19 protein-coding genes and 1 pseudogene are annotated in these 16,985 nt (G+C 53.2%); 8 read left to right on the top strand and 12 right to left on the bottom strand.

What is annotated here, in order from left to right:
• Positions 1-3 precede the first annotated feature (3 nt).
• A pseudogene (locus Q0711_RS11640) lies at positions 4-381 on the bottom strand (M23 family metallopeptidase); the annotation flags it as partial.
• Positions 382-1,952: 1,571 nt separating this feature from the next.
• Here Q0711_RS11640 and Q0711_RS03625 point away from each other — a divergent pair.
• Positions 1,953-2,423, top strand: a complete 471-nt coding sequence (locus Q0711_RS03625; RefSeq protein WP_298615750.1) for a hypothetical protein — start codon at positions 1,953-1,955, stop codon at positions 2,421-2,423.
• Here Q0711_RS03625 and ribD read toward each other — a convergent pair.
• On the bottom strand, positions 2,395-3,534 hold the full coding sequence (gene ribD / locus Q0711_RS03620) for a bifunctional diaminohydroxyphosphoribosylaminopyrimidine deaminase/5-amino-6-(5-phosphoribosylamino)uracil reductase RibD (protein WP_299041611.1): 1,140 nt from the start codon (positions 3,532-3,534) through the stop codon (positions 2,395-2,397). The two genes, Q0711_RS03625 and ribD, sit on opposite strands and share 29 nt — an antisense overlap.
• A gap of 9 nt (positions 3,535-3,543) precedes the next feature.
• Positions 3,544-3,858 carry a DUF6679 family protein gene (locus tag Q0711_RS03615; protein WP_298615754.1) on the bottom strand — a complete coding sequence of 105 codons (315 nt, stop codon included), beginning with the start codon at positions 3,856-3,858 and terminating at the stop codon, positions 3,544-3,546.
• Between the two features lie 286 nt (positions 3,859-4,144).
• Here Q0711_RS03615 and dnaK point away from each other — a divergent pair, with 286 nt between their 5' ends.
• Genes dnaK through Q0711_RS03595 form a run of 4 tightly spaced genes read left to right on the top strand, consistent with a single transcriptional unit; the run spans position 4,145 to position 8,853 of the window.
• Positions 4,145-6,169: a molecular chaperone DnaK gene (dnaK, locus tag Q0711_RS03610; RefSeq protein ID WP_298615757.1), complete on the top strand. Its 2,025-nt coding sequence runs from the start codon at positions 4,145-4,147 to the stop codon at positions 6,167-6,169.
• Between the two features lie 49 nt (positions 6,170-6,218).
• Positions 6,219-7,199 (top strand): J domain-containing protein, encoded by a 981-nt coding sequence (locus tag Q0711_RS03605; protein WP_298615759.1) that lies wholly within the window; start codon positions 6,219-6,221, stop codon positions 7,197-7,199.
• 9 nt (positions 7,200-7,208) lie between these two features.
• On the top strand, positions 7,209-8,294 hold the full coding sequence (locus tag Q0711_RS03600) for an acyl-CoA dehydrogenase family protein (protein WP_298617258.1): 1,086 nt from the start codon (positions 7,209-7,211) through the stop codon (positions 8,292-8,294).
• A complete protein-coding gene (locus Q0711_RS03595; RefSeq protein WP_298615851.1) occupies positions 8,284-8,853 on the top strand; it encodes a DNA-3-methyladenine glycosylase in 570 nt (189 codons plus the stop codon). Before Q0711_RS03600 ends, Q0711_RS03595 begins: the two co-directional genes overlap by 11 nt.
• On the opposite strand, the gene Q0711_RS03590 is transcribed toward Q0711_RS03595, so the two are convergent.
• Together Q0711_RS03590 and Q0711_RS03585 are read right to left on the bottom strand one after the other, a co-directional pair.
• Positions 8,844-10,535, bottom strand: a complete 1,692-nt coding sequence (locus tag Q0711_RS03590) for a SulP family inorganic anion transporter (protein ID WP_298615763.1) — start codon at positions 10,533-10,535, stop codon at positions 8,844-8,846. The two genes, Q0711_RS03595 and Q0711_RS03590, sit on opposite strands and share 10 nt — an antisense overlap.
• Before the next feature lie 292 nt (positions 10,536-10,827).
• Positions 10,828-11,430 carry a Uma2 family endonuclease gene (locus Q0711_RS03585; RefSeq protein WP_299041607.1) on the bottom strand — a complete coding sequence of 201 codons (603 nt, stop codon included), beginning with the start codon at positions 11,428-11,430 and terminating at the stop codon, positions 10,828-10,830.
• Positions 11,431-11,762: 332 nt separating this feature from the next.
• Between Q0711_RS03585 and Q0711_RS03580 the strand changes: the two genes are divergently transcribed.
• Entirely contained in the window at positions 11,763-12,062 is a 300-nt protein-coding gene (locus Q0711_RS03580) for a DUF6825 family protein (RefSeq protein ID WP_298615768.1), read from the top strand.
• On the opposite strand, the gene Q0711_RS03575 is transcribed toward Q0711_RS03580, so the two are convergent.
• From Q0711_RS03575 to Q0711_RS03565, 3 genes are read right to left on the bottom strand one after another with little or no spacing between them, the layout of a single operon-like run.
• Complete coding sequence (locus tag Q0711_RS03575; RefSeq protein WP_298615770.1) at positions 12,059-12,814, bottom strand: DUF429 domain-containing protein; 756 nt, start codon at positions 12,812-12,814, stop codon at positions 12,059-12,061. The two genes, Q0711_RS03580 and Q0711_RS03575, sit on opposite strands and share 4 nt — an antisense overlap.
• Complete coding sequence (locus Q0711_RS03570; protein WP_298615772.1) at positions 12,795-13,559, bottom strand: EI24 domain-containing protein; 765 nt, start codon at positions 13,557-13,559, stop codon at positions 12,795-12,797. The genes Q0711_RS03575 and Q0711_RS03570 overlap by 20 nt, the downstream gene beginning before the upstream one ends.
• 39 nt (positions 13,560-13,598) lie before the next feature.
• The gene (locus Q0711_RS03565; protein WP_298615774.1) at positions 13,599-13,775 is read right to left on the bottom strand and encodes a hypothetical protein; all 177 of its coding nucleotides are present in this window, start codon (positions 13,773-13,775) and stop codon (positions 13,599-13,601) included.
• A gap of 192 nt (positions 13,776-13,967) precedes the next feature.
• On the opposite strand from Q0711_RS03565, the gene Q0711_RS03560 reads away from it, so the two are divergent.
• Positions 13,968-14,399 carry an NfeD family protein gene (locus Q0711_RS03560; RefSeq protein WP_298615776.1) on the top strand — a complete coding sequence of 144 codons (432 nt, stop codon included), beginning with the start codon at positions 13,968-13,970 and terminating at the stop codon, positions 14,397-14,399.
• Here Q0711_RS03560 and Q0711_RS03555 read toward each other — a convergent pair.
• From Q0711_RS03555 to Q0711_RS03545, 3 genes are read right to left on the bottom strand one after another with little or no spacing between them, the layout of a single operon-like run.
• Entirely contained in the window at positions 14,386-14,796 is a 411-nt protein-coding gene (locus Q0711_RS03555; protein ID WP_298615779.1) for a ferredoxin, read from the bottom strand. The two genes, Q0711_RS03560 and Q0711_RS03555, sit on opposite strands and share 14 nt — an antisense overlap.
• A 24-nt stretch (positions 14,797-14,820) precedes the next feature.
• On the bottom strand, positions 14,821-15,207 hold the full coding sequence (locus Q0711_RS03550) for a DUF1257 domain-containing protein (RefSeq protein WP_298615780.1): 387 nt from the start codon (positions 15,205-15,207) through the stop codon (positions 14,821-14,823).
• 20 nt (positions 15,208-15,227) lie between these two features.
• Complete coding sequence (locus Q0711_RS03545; protein WP_298615783.1) at positions 15,228-15,437, bottom strand: DUF2997 domain-containing protein; 210 nt, start codon at positions 15,435-15,437, stop codon at positions 15,228-15,230.
• A gap of 363 nt (positions 15,438-15,800) precedes the next feature.
• Between Q0711_RS03545 and Q0711_RS03540 the strand changes: the two genes are divergently transcribed.
• Complete coding sequence (locus tag Q0711_RS03540; protein WP_149818430.1) at positions 15,801-16,496, top strand: Crp/Fnr family transcriptional regulator; 696 nt, start codon at positions 15,801-15,803, stop codon at positions 16,494-16,496.
• Here Q0711_RS03540 and Q0711_RS03535 read toward each other — a convergent pair.
• The gene (locus Q0711_RS03535; protein ID WP_298615785.1) at positions 16,485-16,985 is read right to left on the bottom strand and encodes a hypothetical protein; all 501 of its coding nucleotides are present in this window, start codon (positions 16,983-16,985) and stop codon (positions 16,485-16,487) included. The genes Q0711_RS03540 and Q0711_RS03535 overlap by 12 nt on opposite strands.

Here is a 16,985-nt window from a genome sequence, read left to right as displayed (position 1 = left end):
CGATTAGCCTTGGGCACGTTGCAAGAAGAGCATTGGGTTCACTGCACCCCGCCCTGGAAGATGCACTTCAAAGTGGACGTGGGGACCTGTGCTGCGGCCAGTACTTCCCATTTCGGCAATCTGCTGACCCTGCTCAACGTACTGCCCTACCCGCACCAAATTGCGCTGGTTGTGAGCATAAAGGGTGAGCGCCCCATCGGCATGACGAATTTCCACAAGATTGCCATAGCCGCCGTCGTTCCATTGGGAGTAGGTGACAACCCCAGCAGCGGCAGCATAAATGGGAGTGCCTACGGGCGCAGCAATATCAATCCCTCGGTGCATCCGTCCCCAACGGGGGCCAAAGCCAGAGGTCAAAACCCCACGAGCCGGCCAGATAAAGTTCGTCGTCAGGCTAGGGAGGAAGCGATCGGAGTTAGGGAGGGGGGGCAGGTCGAGATTACTGGGTAAGGGTGGAGCCACAATTGAACGTGCCACCTGAACAGGTACAGGCGGAGTAATGGGCTGAACGACAGGAGGCGTTGGTGCAGTTACCGTTGTTGTTTGCAGGTGACTGACCACCACTGGCTGAGGCAGCGCAGAGCGGGCAGGAACTTGTTGGGCTGAAACGGGGGCAGGGGTGGTGCGACGCTGCTGCTCAGAGACACGACCAAAAGAAAGCGGCGTTACGGTTGCAGTTGATCCAGAGGGGGACACCACTTGGGAATTAACAAAAGCCACCCGCTGGGAGCGTTGAGTTGTGTCACCTTCAGCTAACTCGGTTCCCACTACCCCTGTGGTTTGCTCCAAAGACCCGCCCGTAGCTAAGGGGGGATGAATGGCTAAGGAGGCAACGACAGAGGGAGTAGCTCGAGTCACAAGATCTGCCAAGCTATCGGTACGAGCGCGACGATCCACCACTTTGAAGGCGGGTTCAGAAGGCTGGCTGAGACGCTCAAAGGAAGCAAAGGCAGAGAGAGTCGGTGCCGGGACGTCTAGGGTCAATGGTGCAAAACTCACCTCCGCCCGGCTTGTGCGCTGCCATGCCCCTTGGGTCACATCCAAGAGTAAGTTAGTTTTGTTACTGGATAGAAGATTTTCCAGCTCAGCAACTGGGTCTGGGGTTTCACTGCCGAATAGGGAGGGCAGTGTTAGGGCATTCGTGGGAATGTTTTTTGAACCAGCTTCACGACCGCTCGCAAGAGTGGTCAAGTCAAGGGCTTGTGTCGGCTGAATTAGAGCAAAAGTGCTCAGGAGAGGCAGACAGGAACAAAGGGAGCGCAGCGAACGACCAAGCAGGAGAGCAGATGCAAGGGGTGCATCTTGAGAGGCGTTGGGGATACGACTATCGTTGCTCAAGGTAATCCTCCTCGCACACGAAATTGACAGTGATTCGACAAAGCGGTGAACCGAGAACACACACCATGGGTAATTGTCCAAGGTAGCTAGAGGCCACTCGCCGCGTTTATGCCTAAAACTGTCCCAATCTGTGGTTTATGCAAAGGGTGTTTTGGCACCACGACGAAACTTCTAGGTGACTTTACCGAATCCACAGCCAAATGACAAGACACTTCACCTTTGCAGCCCCGCTATCTCTGGGGAGTAGATTATTTGCTACAAGACAAAACTCTGAATTTTCTACCCGCTAGTTAATAATCAAAAAACCCGAATTCATCACAATTTGGGCTTAATTGTCCTCAATGGAAGAAAAATCGTTGTTTCCAATAAATAAATAAGTAAAGTAAAGTTTTCAAATCAGTGTTTATAGTTTTTTTTAATAATGTTGGCTAGTTTACATGCCTTCCGCCAGCGCTCACCGGACTTAAATTGTCCCACAGTAAATGTGCCAAATTGCGTCAAAGTGTCACACACCAATCCCCCCTCTCAGAGACGATCAGCGCAAGCTTGCTTGGTAGAATAAACGAGTTTGTAACGATTTTTGGCGATCGCCATTCTGACGGAGCTTTGTCCCCATGACTTACCACAAGCTGTGGTTTCAACAAACAGCAAGCCACCTCAAAGTCTTGCGTCCTTTTCCTCCTTTTGAGGTTGTCCAAAAATTTATCCGTGAATATCTCCCCAACCTCATTAGCTACATGGATGGCCAAGGATTGGATCTCAGTGATCCACAGCACTGGTGGGAGAGTATTCACATTGACGGCATTTTGGAATTAGAAAATAGCGAGGGGGAAACCCTGCGGGTTGCGGCTGGAATTATTGAGCAGTGGCGCAATGCCGATGCCGCTCTCCGACTCATTACCACCCCCGCAATGGCCAAACTGCGGCGAGAGTCTCTCAATGTTAGCCAGCATTGGCTCTTTTATGTTTCTAGTCGCAAGCCCTATCCGGAGTCGCTGTGGATTGATTTGCTCTATGAGCAAGCGGATATGCCCCCCCCAGAAACGGGCTGCACCATCATTGAAGTGACGGCACCGGAGGCCTAGACGGGAGATAGCCCACCACGAGAACATCCTCGCCGACGGTTTGCCAACTCACGTTCTCTAGGCATAGAGCCTCATTCATTTGCGCTAAGCCTAGATCGGCGACTGGGGTGGGGGCATGGCAACCACCAATAATCTTTGGCGCAATAAACGCCCATACTTTTTGCACCATTCCTTCAGCGATCGCTGCTGCTGCCAAGGAACCGCCACACTCCCAGAGCACAGTGAGCATTCCCCATTGATAGAGCTGGGTCATCACCGTTGTCGGTGTTAACGGCTCCAACTGCAGTACCTCCACCCCCTGTGCCTGTAGTTGGGGAATTAAAGGATGGTGGAGCGAAGCGGAAGTGACCACCAGTGTCGGCGCCGTCGTTGTTTGCCACAAAGAGGCATTCGGCGGCAGATTCAGCGTGCGACTCATCACCACCCGCAGTGGATTACGCTCATGGCGCGAGGTCAACAGAGGATTATCCCGACGCACAGTATTGCCCCCCACAATGACGGCATCACATTCGGCGCGCAGTTGATGCACCATCGCTCGTGCTGCTTCGCCGCTCACCCAGAGACTGTGACCGGCACTAGAGGCAATTTTGCCATCCAAGGTCATGGCGTATTTGAGAATGCCAAAGGGACGCCGGTAGCGCACCCGATGCACAAAGGCCTCGTTCAGGCGCTGACATTCCGCTTCCCGTACGCCCACGGTAACTTCTATGCCCGCTGAGCGCAGGCGTTCTACCCCCGCCCCCGCCACTTGGGGATTGGGATCAATCATGCCCACCACTACCCTAGGGATGCCCGCCGCAATAATTGCTTCGGTACAGGGGGGCGTGCGGCCATAGTGGTTGCAGGGTTCAAGATTGACGTAGAGGGTGGCTTGACTGAGGAGAGGGCGATCGCTCTCGCTAACACTGCGCAGAGCAAAGACTTCTGCATGGGGTTCCCCCGCTTTGGGATGAAAACCCTCCCCAATGACCCGCCCCTCAGCCACAATCACACAACCCACGAGGGGATTGGGAGCTGTGCAGCCCTTAGCGCGGGCAGCTAACTCAAGGCAGCGCCCCATGTAGTGGGCATCAATCGCAGCTATTTCCTCCACAATGGGGGCTGAGCGCATGAGTAACTACTAACGCTCGTGTTCGGTTTCCGAAGAATGCTTCGGCAATTGCTCTGCCTCTGGGCACTCATCGGCAATGGGGAGTTCTGCACTGCCGCGGGGAACTGCCGCCAGCCGCCGCGAAATCGAGCCAATACTTTCGATGTTGACAATCTCCTCCCAAGCACACACTTCGTCGTCTTCCTCCGTTTCGTAGCGGATGGTTACAACGTTTCCTTCGATATCGACAATGCGTGCCCGGTCAATCAGGCGTTGTTGATCCCGCAAGTAAATCCAGACTTCTTGGCCGTCGGTATAGAGTTGATAAAGCTTGCGGTGTAACATAGAACAGTCTCCTTCTCGGAATTGGGCGTAGCAACAGTTATAAGCTGTGCTGCAACCTCTTGCCTGTCATCTTACCGCTAGAATTCACCTATGAGCAGCGGGAATTGTGAGGTGTGAGCACTGAGGTTGTGCATATCGTTGTCGCGATCGCGCAGCACAGAGAAAAGAGTGACTCTGACAGTCTGGGGCAGATCTCGTACAATCGAATAAGCGTAACAAAGGGTAAATAATCCGTTACTATAACGCTATTCATTCATTCTAACCAGTGCGGAGTCGTTCAAACGGCATGGGCAAAATTGTTGGCATTGATCTGGGGACAACCAATTCCGTCATTGCTGTGTTGGAAGGGGGAAAGCCCGTTGTGATTGCCAATGCAGAAGGCTCCCGCACCACCCCCTCTGTGGTGGCCTTTGGCAAAGATGGTGAGCGCTTAGTAGGTCAGTTGGCACGGCGGCAGGCGGTGCTTAACCCTCAAAACACCTTCTATGCGGTGAAGCGCTTTATTGGCCGCGAATATAGTGAACTTACGGCTGAGTCCAAGCGAGTACCCTATACCATCCGCCGCGATGAGTCAGGGAAAGTGCGCATTAAGTGTCCACGGCTACAACGGGAATTTGCCCCTGAGGAAATTTCCGCCATGGTCTTGCGCAAGCTGGTGGAGGATGCCAGCCGCTATCTTGGAGAACCCATCACCGATGCGGTGATTACTGTACCCGCCTACTTTAATGACTCCCAGCGGCAGGCGACACGTGATGCTGGGCGGATTGCAGGTCTAAATGTGCGCCGCATTATTAACGAACCGACGGCGGCGGCTCTGGCCTATGGTCTCGATCGCCAGAAGGAGCAGACAATTCTTGTCTTTGACTTGGGGGGTGGCACCTTTGATGTCTCGATTCTTGAGGTGGGCGATGGCGTATTTGAAGTGAAGGCCACCAGTGGCGATACCCAATTGGGGGGCAATGACTTCGATAAGTTAATTGTGGATTGGCTGGCAGAGGACTTCTTGGCTAAAGAAGGAATTGATCTGCGGCGCGATCGCCAGTCGCTGCAACGGCTCACCGATGCTGCCGAAAAAGCCAAAATTGAACTGTCTGGCCTACTGGAAACCCACATTGATCTGCCCTTTGTTACCGCCACAGCGGATGGGCCAAAACACATTGAAACCACCCTTAGCCGCCGCCAATTTGAAGACCTCAGCCAAGACCTGCTGCAACGGCTGCGCTACCCGGTCGAACAGGCACTGATGGACGCCCATTTAACCCCTAGTCAAATTGATGCCGTAGTGCTTGTGGGGGGAGCGACGCGGATGCCTATGGTGCAGAATCTAGTGCGGCAGATGATTGGCCGTGAACCCAACCAAAACGTCAACCCCGATGAGGTGGTGGCAATTGGGGCAGCAATTCAAGCGGGTATTCTGGCAGGGGAGATGAAGGACATTCTGCTGCTGGATGTAACTCCCCTCTCCTTAGGGGTGGAAACCGTTGGCGGTGTCACCAAGGTGTTGATTCCTCGCAATACCACCATTCCCGTGCGTCGCTCCGATATTTTCTCAACCTCAGAAAACAACCAAAGCCAAGTGGAAATCCACGTGGTTCAAGGGGAGCGGGAACTGGCAGAGCACAACAAGTCCTTGGGACGCTTTAAGCTCACGGGAATTCCCCCGGCGCCGCGCGGGGTACCGCAAATTCAAGTGTCCTTTGATTTGGATGCCAACGGTCTGCTCCAAGTGGTGGCTTTGGATCGCTTTAGTGGTCGGGAGCAAAGTGTGGTGATTCAGGGGGCATCAACCCTGAGCGAAGAGGAAATTCAGCAGATGCTTTTGGATGCCGAATCCAATGCCGCGGGCGATCGCCAGCGGCGGGCACGCATTGAAAAGCGCAACCGAGCGCAGGATTTAATTAACCGCGCCGAACGCCAACTGCGGGAGGCAGCCCAGGAATTTGGCTATCAATTTGCCGCCGATCAACGTCGTGGCATTGAGGCCTTGGTGCGGCAATTGCAGGAGGCCATTCGCAATGAGGACGATCGCCAGATTGACCTCACCTACGCTGCCCTTGAAGAGCGGCTCTACGACTTTGTCCGTCAACTGCGCCTAAGGGAAGAGGAAGCAGACGACAATGAGGATCTCTTTAAGCTCCCCAACCTCAGAGAAGCGGTAAATAAAGGTCTGAATACAGTGCGGGGTCGAGAGCGGCGGCGCGACGATTATGAAGATGAGTGGGATCAGCCCCCCCGCACACGGCGTTCCCGCAGCTACTCCCAGCGCAGTGATTCAGCCGCATGGGAGGATTGGGATGACGACGACTGGTAGAGCTTCTTTGCATTGTTTGCCGCAAATGGGAGTGTAGATAGGACTGTCAATGCGTAATTTTCGAGATTACTACCAGCTTTTGGGCGTGGATCGCAGTGCCAGCACGGAGGAGATTAAACGCGCCTATCGGCGGCTGGCGCGGCGGTATCATCCCGATATGAATCCGGGCGATCGCGCTGCCGAAGAGAAGTTCAAAGATATTAGTGAAGCCTACCAAGTGCTGAGTGATCCCGCTCGCCGTGAGCAGTACGATCGCTACGGTGAATATTGGTCACAACCCGGTTTTCGCAGTCGCTCTTCGCAGCGTACCACCGTGGCTCGCCGCAATGGCACCAGTCTTCGGGATGAACCCGATCTCAGCGAGGATAACTTTCAAGAGTTTTTGGATCAACTCTTGGGTCGGCGATCCTCCCGCACTTCTACGGTTTCGGCGGATCCCCCCCGTCGCCCGCCTACGATAGAGACAGACTACTTTCGCCCCGGCACCGTCAAAACCGCCTATACCGCTGTGAGTCGTCGCGATGCGGAAGCCACCCTCGAAATCCCCCTCGAAAAGGCCTACGCAGGGGGACGGGAGCGAATTCGCCTGGGGGATGGACGCTCTTTAGAGGTCACCCTACCGCCGGGAATGGTTACGGGTCAGCGCATTCGGCTACGCGGTCAAGGCACAGGCGGCGGCGATCTCTACCTCAAAATTCAGGTGACGCCCCATCCCCTCTTTCGCCTCGAGGATTACGACATTGTCTGTGAACTCCCCGTGACCCCCAGTGAGGCGGCCCTCGGCGGGCAAATTGAAGCCCCTACCCTCGATGGCTGGGTAAAAATGACGGTGCCCCCAGGGGTACGCACAGGTCAACGCTTGAGACTGGCGGGCAAAGGCTATCCTCGTCCCGATGGCGATCGCGGAGATCAACTGGTGGAGATTGTGATTACGCTGCCCCCCCAACTGAGCGAGGCAGAGCGGGAGCTGTATCGGCAGCTTCAAGCCATTGAATCCTACAATCCCCGTGCCCATTTGGCCTATTCCTGACCGTAGATTATGAATGCCTTGGCCTTTGCGGATTCAGCAGCGCAGTCCATTCTGACAGAGATTCAGACTTACCTCAACAACTGTGTTAGCCCCGTTGCCAACCGCATTGATCGGCAAAAGACCCTTTTAGCCGAGAGTCTGCAAACTTTAGGCAACTTGGGCATTTTTCGCCTAGGTGTCCCCAAGGCACAGGGGGGATTGGGGTGCGATCGCCGTACCCTGTGGCATTTGAATATGCAACTGGCGCAAACCTCTGGAGCCCTTGCCTTTTTAGTAGCACAACATCAGTCCGCCCTAGGAATCATTCTTGAGCATCCCGAAGGGAACGTTGCTCAAACCTACTTGGCGGACTTGGTGAAGGGGCAGGTGTTGATTGGGGTTAGCTTTTCCCACTTACGCCATAACCCAGTGGATTTGCAAGCTCAACCCACCGGTAAGGGCTATCGCCTGCAGGGGAGGTTACCTTGGCTCAGTGGCTTTCAGCACATGGCAATGTTTGTCGCCGTCGCTCCCCTACCGGATCAGCGCATTCTCTTTGCCCTCATGCCCTTCCTCAATGCTCAGCAGGCCGGTGGGGGAATTTTACACCTCTCTTTACCCTTGCCCTTGGCAGCCGTACCCTCCACCCAAACGGTGCAAGCAGAAGTGGTCAACTGGTTAGTCCCTCTGGAAGAGGTGGTGGGCATCAGTGAGGCAGATTGGATAGCCCTTCGCGATCGCCAGCAATTGTTGCGGAGCAGTGCCGCCCCCATGGGTTGTGCCCAGGCTAGTTTACAACTCCTAGCCGAGCGTGCCGACGCCAAAAACCTCTATCACCACTTTCGCGATCGCTGGCACCGTCTCTACGACCAGATTCAAGGGGAACTAGAGAACCTCAATCCCCCCTACCATGCACAACTGCGCGCCGCAGCCATTCGCCTGGCTATTCAAACGTCTCAAGCTGCCCTAATTGCCACTGGCGGCAGTGCCCTAGTGCTCAGTCACACCGTTCAGCGTCTTTATCGGGAAGCCATGCTCTACGCCGTCTCTGGCCTGAATGCCCCCCTGCGTCATGCTTTGATGGAGGGATTGCTGCTTGAAGGACATTGGCATTGAGCAAGAGAACTGTCTGCCCCTTGAATGGCTAGCGCGCCCTGCCCCGGTGGTGGCTCAAGAATTATTGGGGTGTCTTCTTGTACGGCAACAGCCCAATGGTCAACTCTACCGAGGCCGCATTGTGGAAACTGAAGCCTACATGGCCGGTGACCCCGCCTGCCATGGCTACCGTCGCCAAACGCCTCGCAATGCCCCCATGTTTGCAGCACCGGGCACGATTTATGTCTATCAAATCTATGGCATTTACCACTGCTTGAATATCGCCAGCGATCGCCCCAATTTTGCCAGTGCCGTTCTCATTCGTGCCCTAGAGATGCTCAGCCCGCCCTTGCCGCCCCGCAGTGCCGCTGGCCCAGGGAAACTCTGCCAAGTCCTGGGGATTGATCGCCAGCTTTCCGGCTTAATGTTAGGGGAAGAAAGCGGTCTCTGGCTGGAAAAGCCGCCCCACCCCCTGACAGAGCCGGTGGTACAAACCACGCGCATTGGTATTTCCCAAGGGCAAGAAATCCCTTGGCGGTGGTATGTGCAGGGCAACCCTGCCGTCTCCCGTTATTCGTAGCTGCCCGTTGTTGCTTCTTGTAACTCCGCCCCTTGGTGGAGAAACTGGATGGCTTTTTCAAGGGCTTGCCGGCGATCGCTCACCACGTGATCGGCGGGCAACCGATCCAAAATACGGAAGCGTTGGAGTCGCTGTTGCACCCTATTTGCTGAGCCATTCACAAGAAAAACGGCTAAATGGTGCTTTTGGGCTTCTTGGATCAAGGACTCAATAGCCAACGTCGCTGTTACTCCCAGCAGGGGCACACTGCTCACATCGAGGATCAGCACCTTGTAGTCTGACATGATGGCCTGCCGTTGAGAAATTGCCCAAGCGGCGCCAAAGCTCATAGGACCACCGAGGTGCAGCAGCAAGAGTTGCCCCTTGGCCTGCCGAAAGAGGTCTTTTTCCTCTGGAGTGAGCGGCGTTTGATCGTCAGCGTGCGTAATGGCCTTGACATCCTCCGATTGCAGATCTGCCAAGCGTTTGATGGTCAGCATATTGGCAATAAAGACGCCGACCCCCACCGCCACAATGAGATCTACAAACACGGTGAGCAGCATTACCCCATACATGATGAAGGCAGCTCGCAAAGAGAGCACATGGGCACGTTTGAGAAAATTCCAGTCAATGATGTCTATCCCCACCTTGATGAGAATCCCCGCCAGCACTGCCGTGGGAATTGGTTCCGTCAAAGGGGCAGCCCACAGCACCACCATCAGGAGAATAACCGCATGGATCATGCCGGATAAGCAGGTACGCCCCCCCGCTTGGATATTCACCACCGTCCCCATCGTTGCCCCCGCACCGGGTAACCCGCCAAAGAGACCCGATAGTAAGTTCCCAATCCCTTGACCAATTAGTTCCTTATCCGAATCGTGTTGAGTGCGGGTAATACTATCGGCAATGACCGAAGTCAAGAGGGAATCAATACAGCCGAGCATTCCCAACATTGCCCCATCCACAATCATTGTTTTTAGAGCAGGCAGCGTAAAGGTGGGGGGCACAAACTCTGGCAGTCCCGTGGGAATCGTGCCAATGCGGGTCAAACCGGCATCCGCAAAAAACACCATTGATAGAATCGTGCCCAAAACCAAGGCTAGGAGTTGTGGCGGTACAATCCGCCGAATTTTCTGGGGAGTGAAGTAGATTAGACCGAGCGTGAATAGCCCCAAGGCAAGGGCAGCAAAGTTCACTGTTTGAATCCACTCCGGCAAGTTTTGCACTGCCCCCAGCACACCCCCCTTACTGCTGTGACCCAACAGCGGGCCAATTTGCAACAAGATCATGATCAGGCCAATTCCCGACATGAAGCCGGAAATTACGGTGTAGGGCATGAGGGTGATGTACTTGCCCAACCGCCACAGGCCAAACAGGATCTGAAAACAGCCCGCCAGCATCACCACTGTAAAGGCCATGTATAGCCCCTGCTCGGGATATTCACCGGTGAGGCGGGTGATCACTGCCGTCATCACGACCGTCATTGGCCCTGTGGGATTGGAAATGAGCGTTGGTGTGCCCCCAAAAAGGGCGGCAAAAAAGCCCAGAAAGACCACGCAGTACAGTCCCGCCGTTGCACCCGCACCAGAAGTGACCCCAAAGGCCAAAGCCATTGGCAAGGCAACAATGGCGGCAGTTAGCCCACCAAAAAGGTCGCCGCGCCAGTACTTAAAGTGCACTCGGTTGATCAAGTTTGTTTGCATTTCTGCCTCTTTTAAGCACTCTAGAAGTTATTTCAAAATCTGGTCAATATTCAAGACAAGAGAGGGACAAGACAGAGGGCACATGCTCCCACATCCTATTGAGCAACCATTGACTCAGAGCGGAGCAAGTCTTCTCAGCACCTACAGAATGCTGTTTAATCCGACAAAACCTTGCCGATCCGATTTCTTGGGGATTAGAGGGGATAGCACCGCCTATTGTGCTTGATCTTCTCAATGCAGATTTCAGTTAGTTCCTTAATTTTGCTAAATAATACCAACTCCTTTAGGCGTGTTAAACATCTGGAAAAATTGAGGAAAGCTCAAGTGTCTGTTCCGGAAACGGTGGCAGGGCAACGGTGCCAGTTTTGGGAATGATTTTTCTGTTCAAATAACCAAATTTACCTAGCGTGATTTGATCAGGCTCACTATAGGATTCTAAATAAGAATCACGGAGGTTAAACAGCCAGTAGTGACTAATTTTTGCCTCGGCATAAAGCGGCAGTTTCACTTCGCGATCGTAGTCAAGAGACCAGTCGGCTACTTCAATAATCAGTAATACGTCCGCAGGTGTCGGATGTTGAGTCGCATAGTCATCCGGACGATTCTGCACAATGGCAAAATCTGGTTCTGGCTCACCATCAAAAGCTAGAGAAAGCGGGGCTTGACACTGTAGAGTTGCCCGATTCTGGAGGAGCAGGGGAAGTTGACGAAGTAATCGTCTGACACAGGCTTCATGGGCGGTTCCCTTGGCTGCCATTTGAATAAGCTCCCCTCGAATTAGCTCAATATGGTCATCTTCGCCCAGAAACCCTAATTCTCTTAAGCGATGATAGTCTTGCACTGTAAATCGCAGGGGATGAGGGGGGTGATTTAGTTTGGGGGTAGTCGTCGTCATTAGTCCTCCTGAATGGCATCTCAAGTCCTAGCAAATGTGCCAGTTTTAGCCTCTGGATGACAGGCAAGGCAGCCTAGCACTTTTGGCTTAGGAAATGGCTCCAGTAGTTCATCTCCATAGCTTATAGCTATGACAGAAAATTTTTGGATTGGGATAATTCTATACTTTGCAATGGATCACCTGTCTAGGGAAAAGATGAAAGAATTTCTTATCTCCTCTATAGGAAACCAAGGTGGAGAAGTGGAGAATAGGAAGAGAGCAAGGTCTGTTCCCTGTAAAACTTTGTTACACTCAAGGATTGAAAAACACTACTTATGAGGAATAACACTCCTATGAGTCAATCGCCGCTGGATGCCTTTTTCCTTGGTCGAGCGACAGCAACGCTCCTGCGTGATCAGGCGCAACATCTCTTTGTGGAATTCCTAAGTCAGCTGGGGCGATTTGATGCCGAACAGCAGCAACGGCTTCGTCAATTCATGGAAGAGGTGCAAGCACGCGCTCGTCAAGAGTCAGAAATGGTGGTTCCTCGCGGCGAGCAGCGGGTGGATTGGCAAGCCCTGATTGATGATTTGCGTGCCGAAATTGCGGCCCTGCGCACGGAGCTGCAACGCTACCGCAATCGCGAAAGCTAGGCACGCGGAACAACAATATAGCCAGTTTTCAAGTAGGCAGCGGTGGGGGCTGGCTCTAAGGAAAAAGACTCACTCCCCAACACCCAGTGGCGATCGCGCCCCCAGTACCACCAATAGGCTGCCGTATAGGCACAGAGCACAGCATCCAGTTGATCCTCTAGGGCTTTGAGATCTCGCCCGGTGGCGGGGAGTTCGGTGGGGAGTTGCAGTGCTAAAGGTGGCTCACAGTGGGGAAGACGGGTAGCCATCAACTCCCTCAGCCGCGCTAACCCTTTGGCTCGCTCTGCAAGGCGGCCTTTTTTGTATTTAATGATTTGATCCAACCGGAAGAGGGCGATCGCCGTCCCATGGGGAAAGACTTCAATTTGAAAGCGCCCTAGTTCTTGGGGCGTGAGGGTAGGGGCATGGCGAAACCCCCGTTGACTTAGGGCTTCACTAAAACCCGTGGTGTGGCCTGCAAAGGGGGATTGCTGATTTGCCGGATAACAGCCGGCGTGATAACGGCCAAGGACTTGATGGGACTGGCGATCGCAGGTACGCATTCCCTTTGGATTGGGAATGATCAGGGGTGCATCCACCGCCACCATTGCCCCTTGCGCAGAGGGTGCATCGCGATCAATCCACGCTAGGAGTTCATCCGTATCACGGGAGCGATCAAGGGCGACCACCCCTAAATTTTGCCCCTGCCACTGCAAACAGCAGTACCCTGACGCTCCTCCCTTCCACGCCAAATCAACGCCGAGAAACCGCATTGACTGCCATCAACTGGTCTTGCGGTGGATAATCTTGAATCAGCAAAGCCGCGGCCACCACCCCCACCGGCGGTACCAACACTAACCCCACCAAGGGGATCAACAGCCCCAAAAACTGCGCCAAACCAAGGCCATAGATTTGGGGTCTATAGGCACGGGTTAAGAGTTTGCGCTCCCGCAAAGAGGTGCTGTGTTTTTCAAGGAGGTAATCAAAACTTCCTCGCCCCAAGAAATAGCTACTGGCGATCGCCATAACAACAGGTTGCAAGGGACCTGCAAGAAACGAGAGCAGTAGGAAGATCACTTGCAAAATGGCATCCCGCAGTGCAAGCCATCCGCCCATCATAGCGTTCAAGAGATCTCGCCGCCACCCCACTTCAATGGTTTGTCCCATCGTAATTTTTTCAACCCGATTGAGCAACGCCCCCAGAAAAGGAATCACCACAAGGGGAATCAGCGTTTGGTAGCTAATCAAGGCCAAAAAGATGGCCATCAGGGTTGCCAACACATCAATGAACCCTTGGTAGAGCCACTGCCATTCCCCACCGACAGACCAATCACTACCGACGACTTGAACAGCCCAGAAAGCAGCAATGATGAGTGCAATCCCCAGCACCAGACTCAAAAAGGCCGGTAGCAGCAGGTAACCCCAAAGGTGATAGCGGGCAATAAAGAAAAGGCCACGACCAAAGGCAAAGAAACCCGCTTGAAATAGTTGCCCTGCTAACCAAAGCTGCTCAATCACTAAAGCATTGTTTCTAGAAGTCCCTAGGAAAATCCTAGCCTATCCCCGACGGGGTGGCGTACCCTCATCATCCGGGGGAGGTGCATCGGCAACAAAATCGGGTGTATTGGCCTGTTCGGCACGAGAAACAGGGGTTGTTGTTGGTCGCCATAGCCAACTAGTCAACAGGCCAAGGGTGAGGAGTCCCACCAGCAGGGAGATGAATAGATCCGTCATTGTTGTTTGCCTCATTGAATTCATCATCATACAGAACTAGAGGAGTCTAGCTCCCCTGACGCAGGGTAGCTTTATAAGTTCCAGTCCCACTTTTTTCACAGGCATTAAACACATTCAAAACAGTTAAATCCACTCACCGTAGAAAGGGAGTTTAAGCTATCGTTGAAGTAGCCGTCTTCAGTGATCAGAGCAATGCCACTGTCTCCCTTTTGGATTTGGTTAATTGTTGCTGCCATTCTTTTTGTAATGGAGCTTGTCCTGCCCACAGCTTTTATGGAAGCTACGGTTGGACTCAGTGCCCTGATCGTGGCTTTTCTCTCCCCTCTGATTCCCAGCTTTTCAGTGCAAATTGTCCTTTGGATAGTGTTATCGGTAGCCGTGGTCTTCCTCTTGCGGCGGTACCAACCAAAACGAGTCCCGCCAGTTCTTAAGGAAACCGCCGAGGCAGAAACACTCACGAAAATTCCCGCCGGCGGAACTGGACGAGTGCTCTACGAGGGGATTTCCTGGCAAGCGCGCTGTGGTGACCCCCGTTTGGCTATTCCAGAGCATCAGCACGTAATTATCATCGGTCGTCAGGGAACAACGCTGATTGTCATGCCGGAGGATGCTATTCAGTCCTAGGGAGTGACCCTCGTTTTTTGCGGCGAGTGGTCGCCAGATCAATGGGAAAACCGGCAGGAGGAACGACTTGCTCGAGACGTTCTTTTTCAAGCCGTTTTAGTTCCGTGTAATCCACCCAGTGGATGCAATCAACGGGACAGGTATCAATGGCTTCTTGAATGAGTTCAATCGGATCGCCATCTTGGCGCACTACCCGCGATCGCCCGTAACTCGGCTCGATGTAAAATGTATTTCGCGCCACATGGGCACAGTGTTTGCAGCCAATACAGGTAATCTCATCTACATAGACACCCTGTTGGCGATGGGTTCCCCCCAGTTCCGGTTCATAGCCACTGCGAGGTGCACTTTGGCGTAGTTGACCGCCAAGCTCTGGCTCTAAACCAAGGGGCTGACCCATGGGTCTATCCATTCTCTCAAGCGGCTAGGAACGCCAGCGTTGCAGCACCACCTTGACACTACCATCCGCCTGCTGCTCTGTGGTCTGGACTTGAAAGCCCTGTTCCGTGGCAGATTGCAGCACTGCATGGTAGGCATAGCGCTGAGTGACTTTATTCAAAAAGCGATCCACTGACCACGCCTGTTGCCAAAACTCAAGATCGGCCACTAGTTCATACTCCGTGCCATTCCAGCGAAAGCCAATGTCGTAGCCATTTTGTTGAGGAATCACGACTTGAGCCGTTTGGGTTTGACCGCGAAACCCCCGCACTTCTTGACGGCCAGAGCGCCAGGGTAAGCCCAAGTCCGTTAGGGCAGCTTGGAGGGCGGGTAAACTCCGAATTTGGGTTTTGATTTGGCTGAAGTGCGACATGGAGCAACAATCCTCAACGATTACCACTGGGAGGGGACAGATTGAACAACCAATTGGTTTTCTTCCTCTTGGGAAGCGTAGTATTCTGCAGTGGGCTGTTGGCTAATGACACACCCAAGTTGCGTTTCAATGGCAGCAGTCACCTCAGCACAAGACATCCCAGAAATGCCTGTCACCGTTTCAACGACGCGGCCATCGGGATAAATCACAAATTCAAGGGTTTCTAGCATTGGCACAACCTACTCACCCGCAGTTATTACAAATCAGCCCTGAGGATAAAATTTAAGTCTTAACCTATGGAACTCATTGTGACGAAGGCTAACCAAAGGAGTCAAGGTCTTTAATAAACTTTACACTCCGCAGCCGTTTTCCCCGAAAGCTTGGGGAACTGAAGGAACAGTCATCAATAGAGTCAAGTCTGCGTCAAGAATTGATAAGAGAAATGTCAAGGTAGCGCTTGCTAAGTGTAAGGTTACCGATACATTGATTGTGATTATGGATAGCAATGGTAAGATCACAGGTATTGATTTTCCTGCAACGCCTGACCACCTATTCGCTTAGCCTCTGCTCTCGCGCTCTCGGTCTTGACCTCTATGCAAGAACGGCGTAGTTCTCCTGCACCCGAACTATCTTTACAAAATACGCCCTTTTTTCGCGATTTACCGCAGGCAGTGGTGGAAAAGGCACTCGCCCATGTGGTGACGCGGCAACATCCTGCCAACCGAGTGATCTTGCTGGAAAACGACTGGGGAACATCGGTTTACTTCATCCTCAGCGGCTGGGTGAAAATTCGCACCTACAACATTGATGGCAAAGAAGTTACCTTGAATATTCTTGGCCCAGGGGAACTGTTTGGGGAAATGGCACCCTTGGAGGAAGTGCCCCGTTCAACGGATGTAATTACTCTAACGCCAACGGTGGTGGCCAATATGCCCGCCACGGATTTTGTCAATCTGGTCAATACCGAACCCCAAGCCGGCATCCGCCTTGCTAAGTTGATGGCTCGGCGGCTACGACAACTGAATCGGCGGCTACGGTTACGGGAATCCGACAGTACGTCACGGGTGGCGGATATTCTGCTGTTTTTAGCGGATGGTCAGGGGCGACAGGGAGCCGATGGCCTGGAAATTCCCAATTTACCTCACCGTGAGTTAAGCAGTCTCAGTGGCATGGCGCGGGAAACGGTGACACGGGTGCTAGGGAAACTGGAGCGGAAGGGCATTATTCGCCGCAATCAAGAGAGCCTGTGCATTACGAATCTACGCGCCTTGGAAAGTTTATTGCTTTAGCCCCAAGAGCAATGATGCCCCCTCTAGGGAAGAAGGTAAGTAGTGCCCAATACTCCAGCCAATAAACACCCCTAAAGTCGCCGTTGGAATCAGTACTAGCACAATTTGCCAATTCTGGTAGCCGGCGGCTTTCATTTCAATGCGCACGAGTATCTCGGTGCCAATGAGAATGGCAATCACACTAAAGATCCGGAAGGCAATAATTGCAAGGGTAACGGCAGTACTCAGCACCAAGACGGTAAAAAGACTGGGGGTACCCATCCGCAGGATTAAGGTGGTGAAAATACCCTTGGGATTGTTCTGTTTGGAGCGCAACAGACTAGAGGTACCACCTACGATAAATACTGTCAGAATAGCTGCAAAAAAACAGGCATAGGCTGACCACATCCAAGGATAGGCAGACAGATACCACCCTACGAGTACGTAGCCCAACACCACAAGTAAGAGCAAGGCGAGGGGAGGCTTGGTATAGTCTGGCGATGAAGTCAT

This window comes from uncultured Thermosynechococcus sp. (genome assembly GCF_937958135.1).
GTDB lineage: Bacteria > Cyanobacteriota > Cyanobacteriia > Thermosynechococcales > Thermosynechococcaceae > Thermosynechococcus.
This window is presented reverse-complemented; position numbering and strand designations above follow the sequence as displayed.

What these genes read in the sequence shown, in the direction of transcription:
- Q0711_RS03565 (WP_298615774.1), bottom strand. Translation starts at nt 13,775, where the DNA reads ATGACGGATCTATTCATCTCCCTGCTGGTGGGACTCCTCACCCTTGGC.
- Q0711_RS03590 (WP_298615763.1), bottom strand. Translation starts at nt 10,535, where the DNA reads ATGCAAACAAACTTGATCAACCGAGTGCACTTTAAGTACTGGCGCGGC.
- Q0711_RS03540 (WP_149818430.1), top strand. Translation starts at nt 15,801, where the DNA reads ATGCAAGAACGGCGTAGTTCTCCTGCACCCGAACTATCTTTACAAAAT.
- Q0711_RS03535 (WP_298615785.1), bottom strand. Translation starts at nt 16,985, where the DNA reads ATGACTTCATCGCCAGACTATACCAAGCCTCCCCTCGCCTTGCTCTTA.
- Q0711_RS03550 (WP_298615780.1), bottom strand. Translation starts at nt 15,207, where the DNA reads ATGTCGCACTTCAGCCAAATCAAAACCCAAATTCGGAGTTTACCCGCC.
- Q0711_RS03605 (WP_298615759.1), top strand. Translation starts at nt 6,219, where the DNA reads ATGCGTAATTTTCGAGATTACTACCAGCTTTTGGGCGTGGATCGCAGT.
- Q0711_RS03575 (WP_298615770.1), bottom strand. Translation starts at nt 12,814, where the DNA reads ATGCGGTTTCTCGGCGTTGATTTGGCGTGGAAGGGAGGAGCGTCAGGG.
- dnaK (WP_298615757.1), top strand. Translation starts at nt 4,145, where the DNA reads ATGGGCAAAATTGTTGGCATTGATCTGGGGACAACCAATTCCGTCATT.
- Q0711_RS03560 (WP_298615776.1), top strand. Translation starts at nt 13,968, where the DNA reads ATGCCACTGTCTCCCTTTTGGATTTGGTTAATTGTTGCTGCCATTCTT.
- Q0711_RS03555 (WP_298615779.1), bottom strand. Translation starts at nt 14,796, where the DNA reads ATGGGTCAGCCCCTTGGTTTAGAGCCAGAGCTTGGCGGTCAACTACGC.
- Q0711_RS03615 (WP_298615754.1), bottom strand. Translation starts at nt 3,858, where the DNA reads ATGTTACACCGCAAGCTTTATCAACTCTATACCGACGGCCAAGAAGTC.
- Q0711_RS03600 (WP_298617258.1), top strand. Translation starts at nt 7,209, where the DNA reads ATGAATGCCTTGGCCTTTGCGGATTCAGCAGCGCAGTCCATTCTGACA.
- Q0711_RS03585 (WP_299041607.1), bottom strand. Translation starts at nt 11,430, where the DNA reads ATGACGACGACTACCCCCAAACTAAATCACCCCCCTCATCCCCTGCGA.
- Q0711_RS03580 (WP_298615768.1), top strand. Translation starts at nt 11,763, where the DNA reads ATGAGTCAATCGCCGCTGGATGCCTTTTTCCTTGGTCGAGCGACAGCA.
- Q0711_RS03625 (WP_298615750.1), top strand. Translation starts at nt 1,953, where the DNA reads ATGACTTACCACAAGCTGTGGTTTCAACAAACAGCAAGCCACCTCAAA.
- Q0711_RS03545 (WP_298615783.1), bottom strand. Translation starts at nt 15,437, where the DNA reads ATGCTAGAAACCCTTGAATTTGTGATTTATCCCGATGGCCGCGTCGTT.
- ribD (WP_299041611.1), bottom strand. Translation starts at nt 3,534, where the DNA reads ATGCGCTCAGCCCCCATTGTGGAGGAAATAGCTGCGATTGATGCCCAC.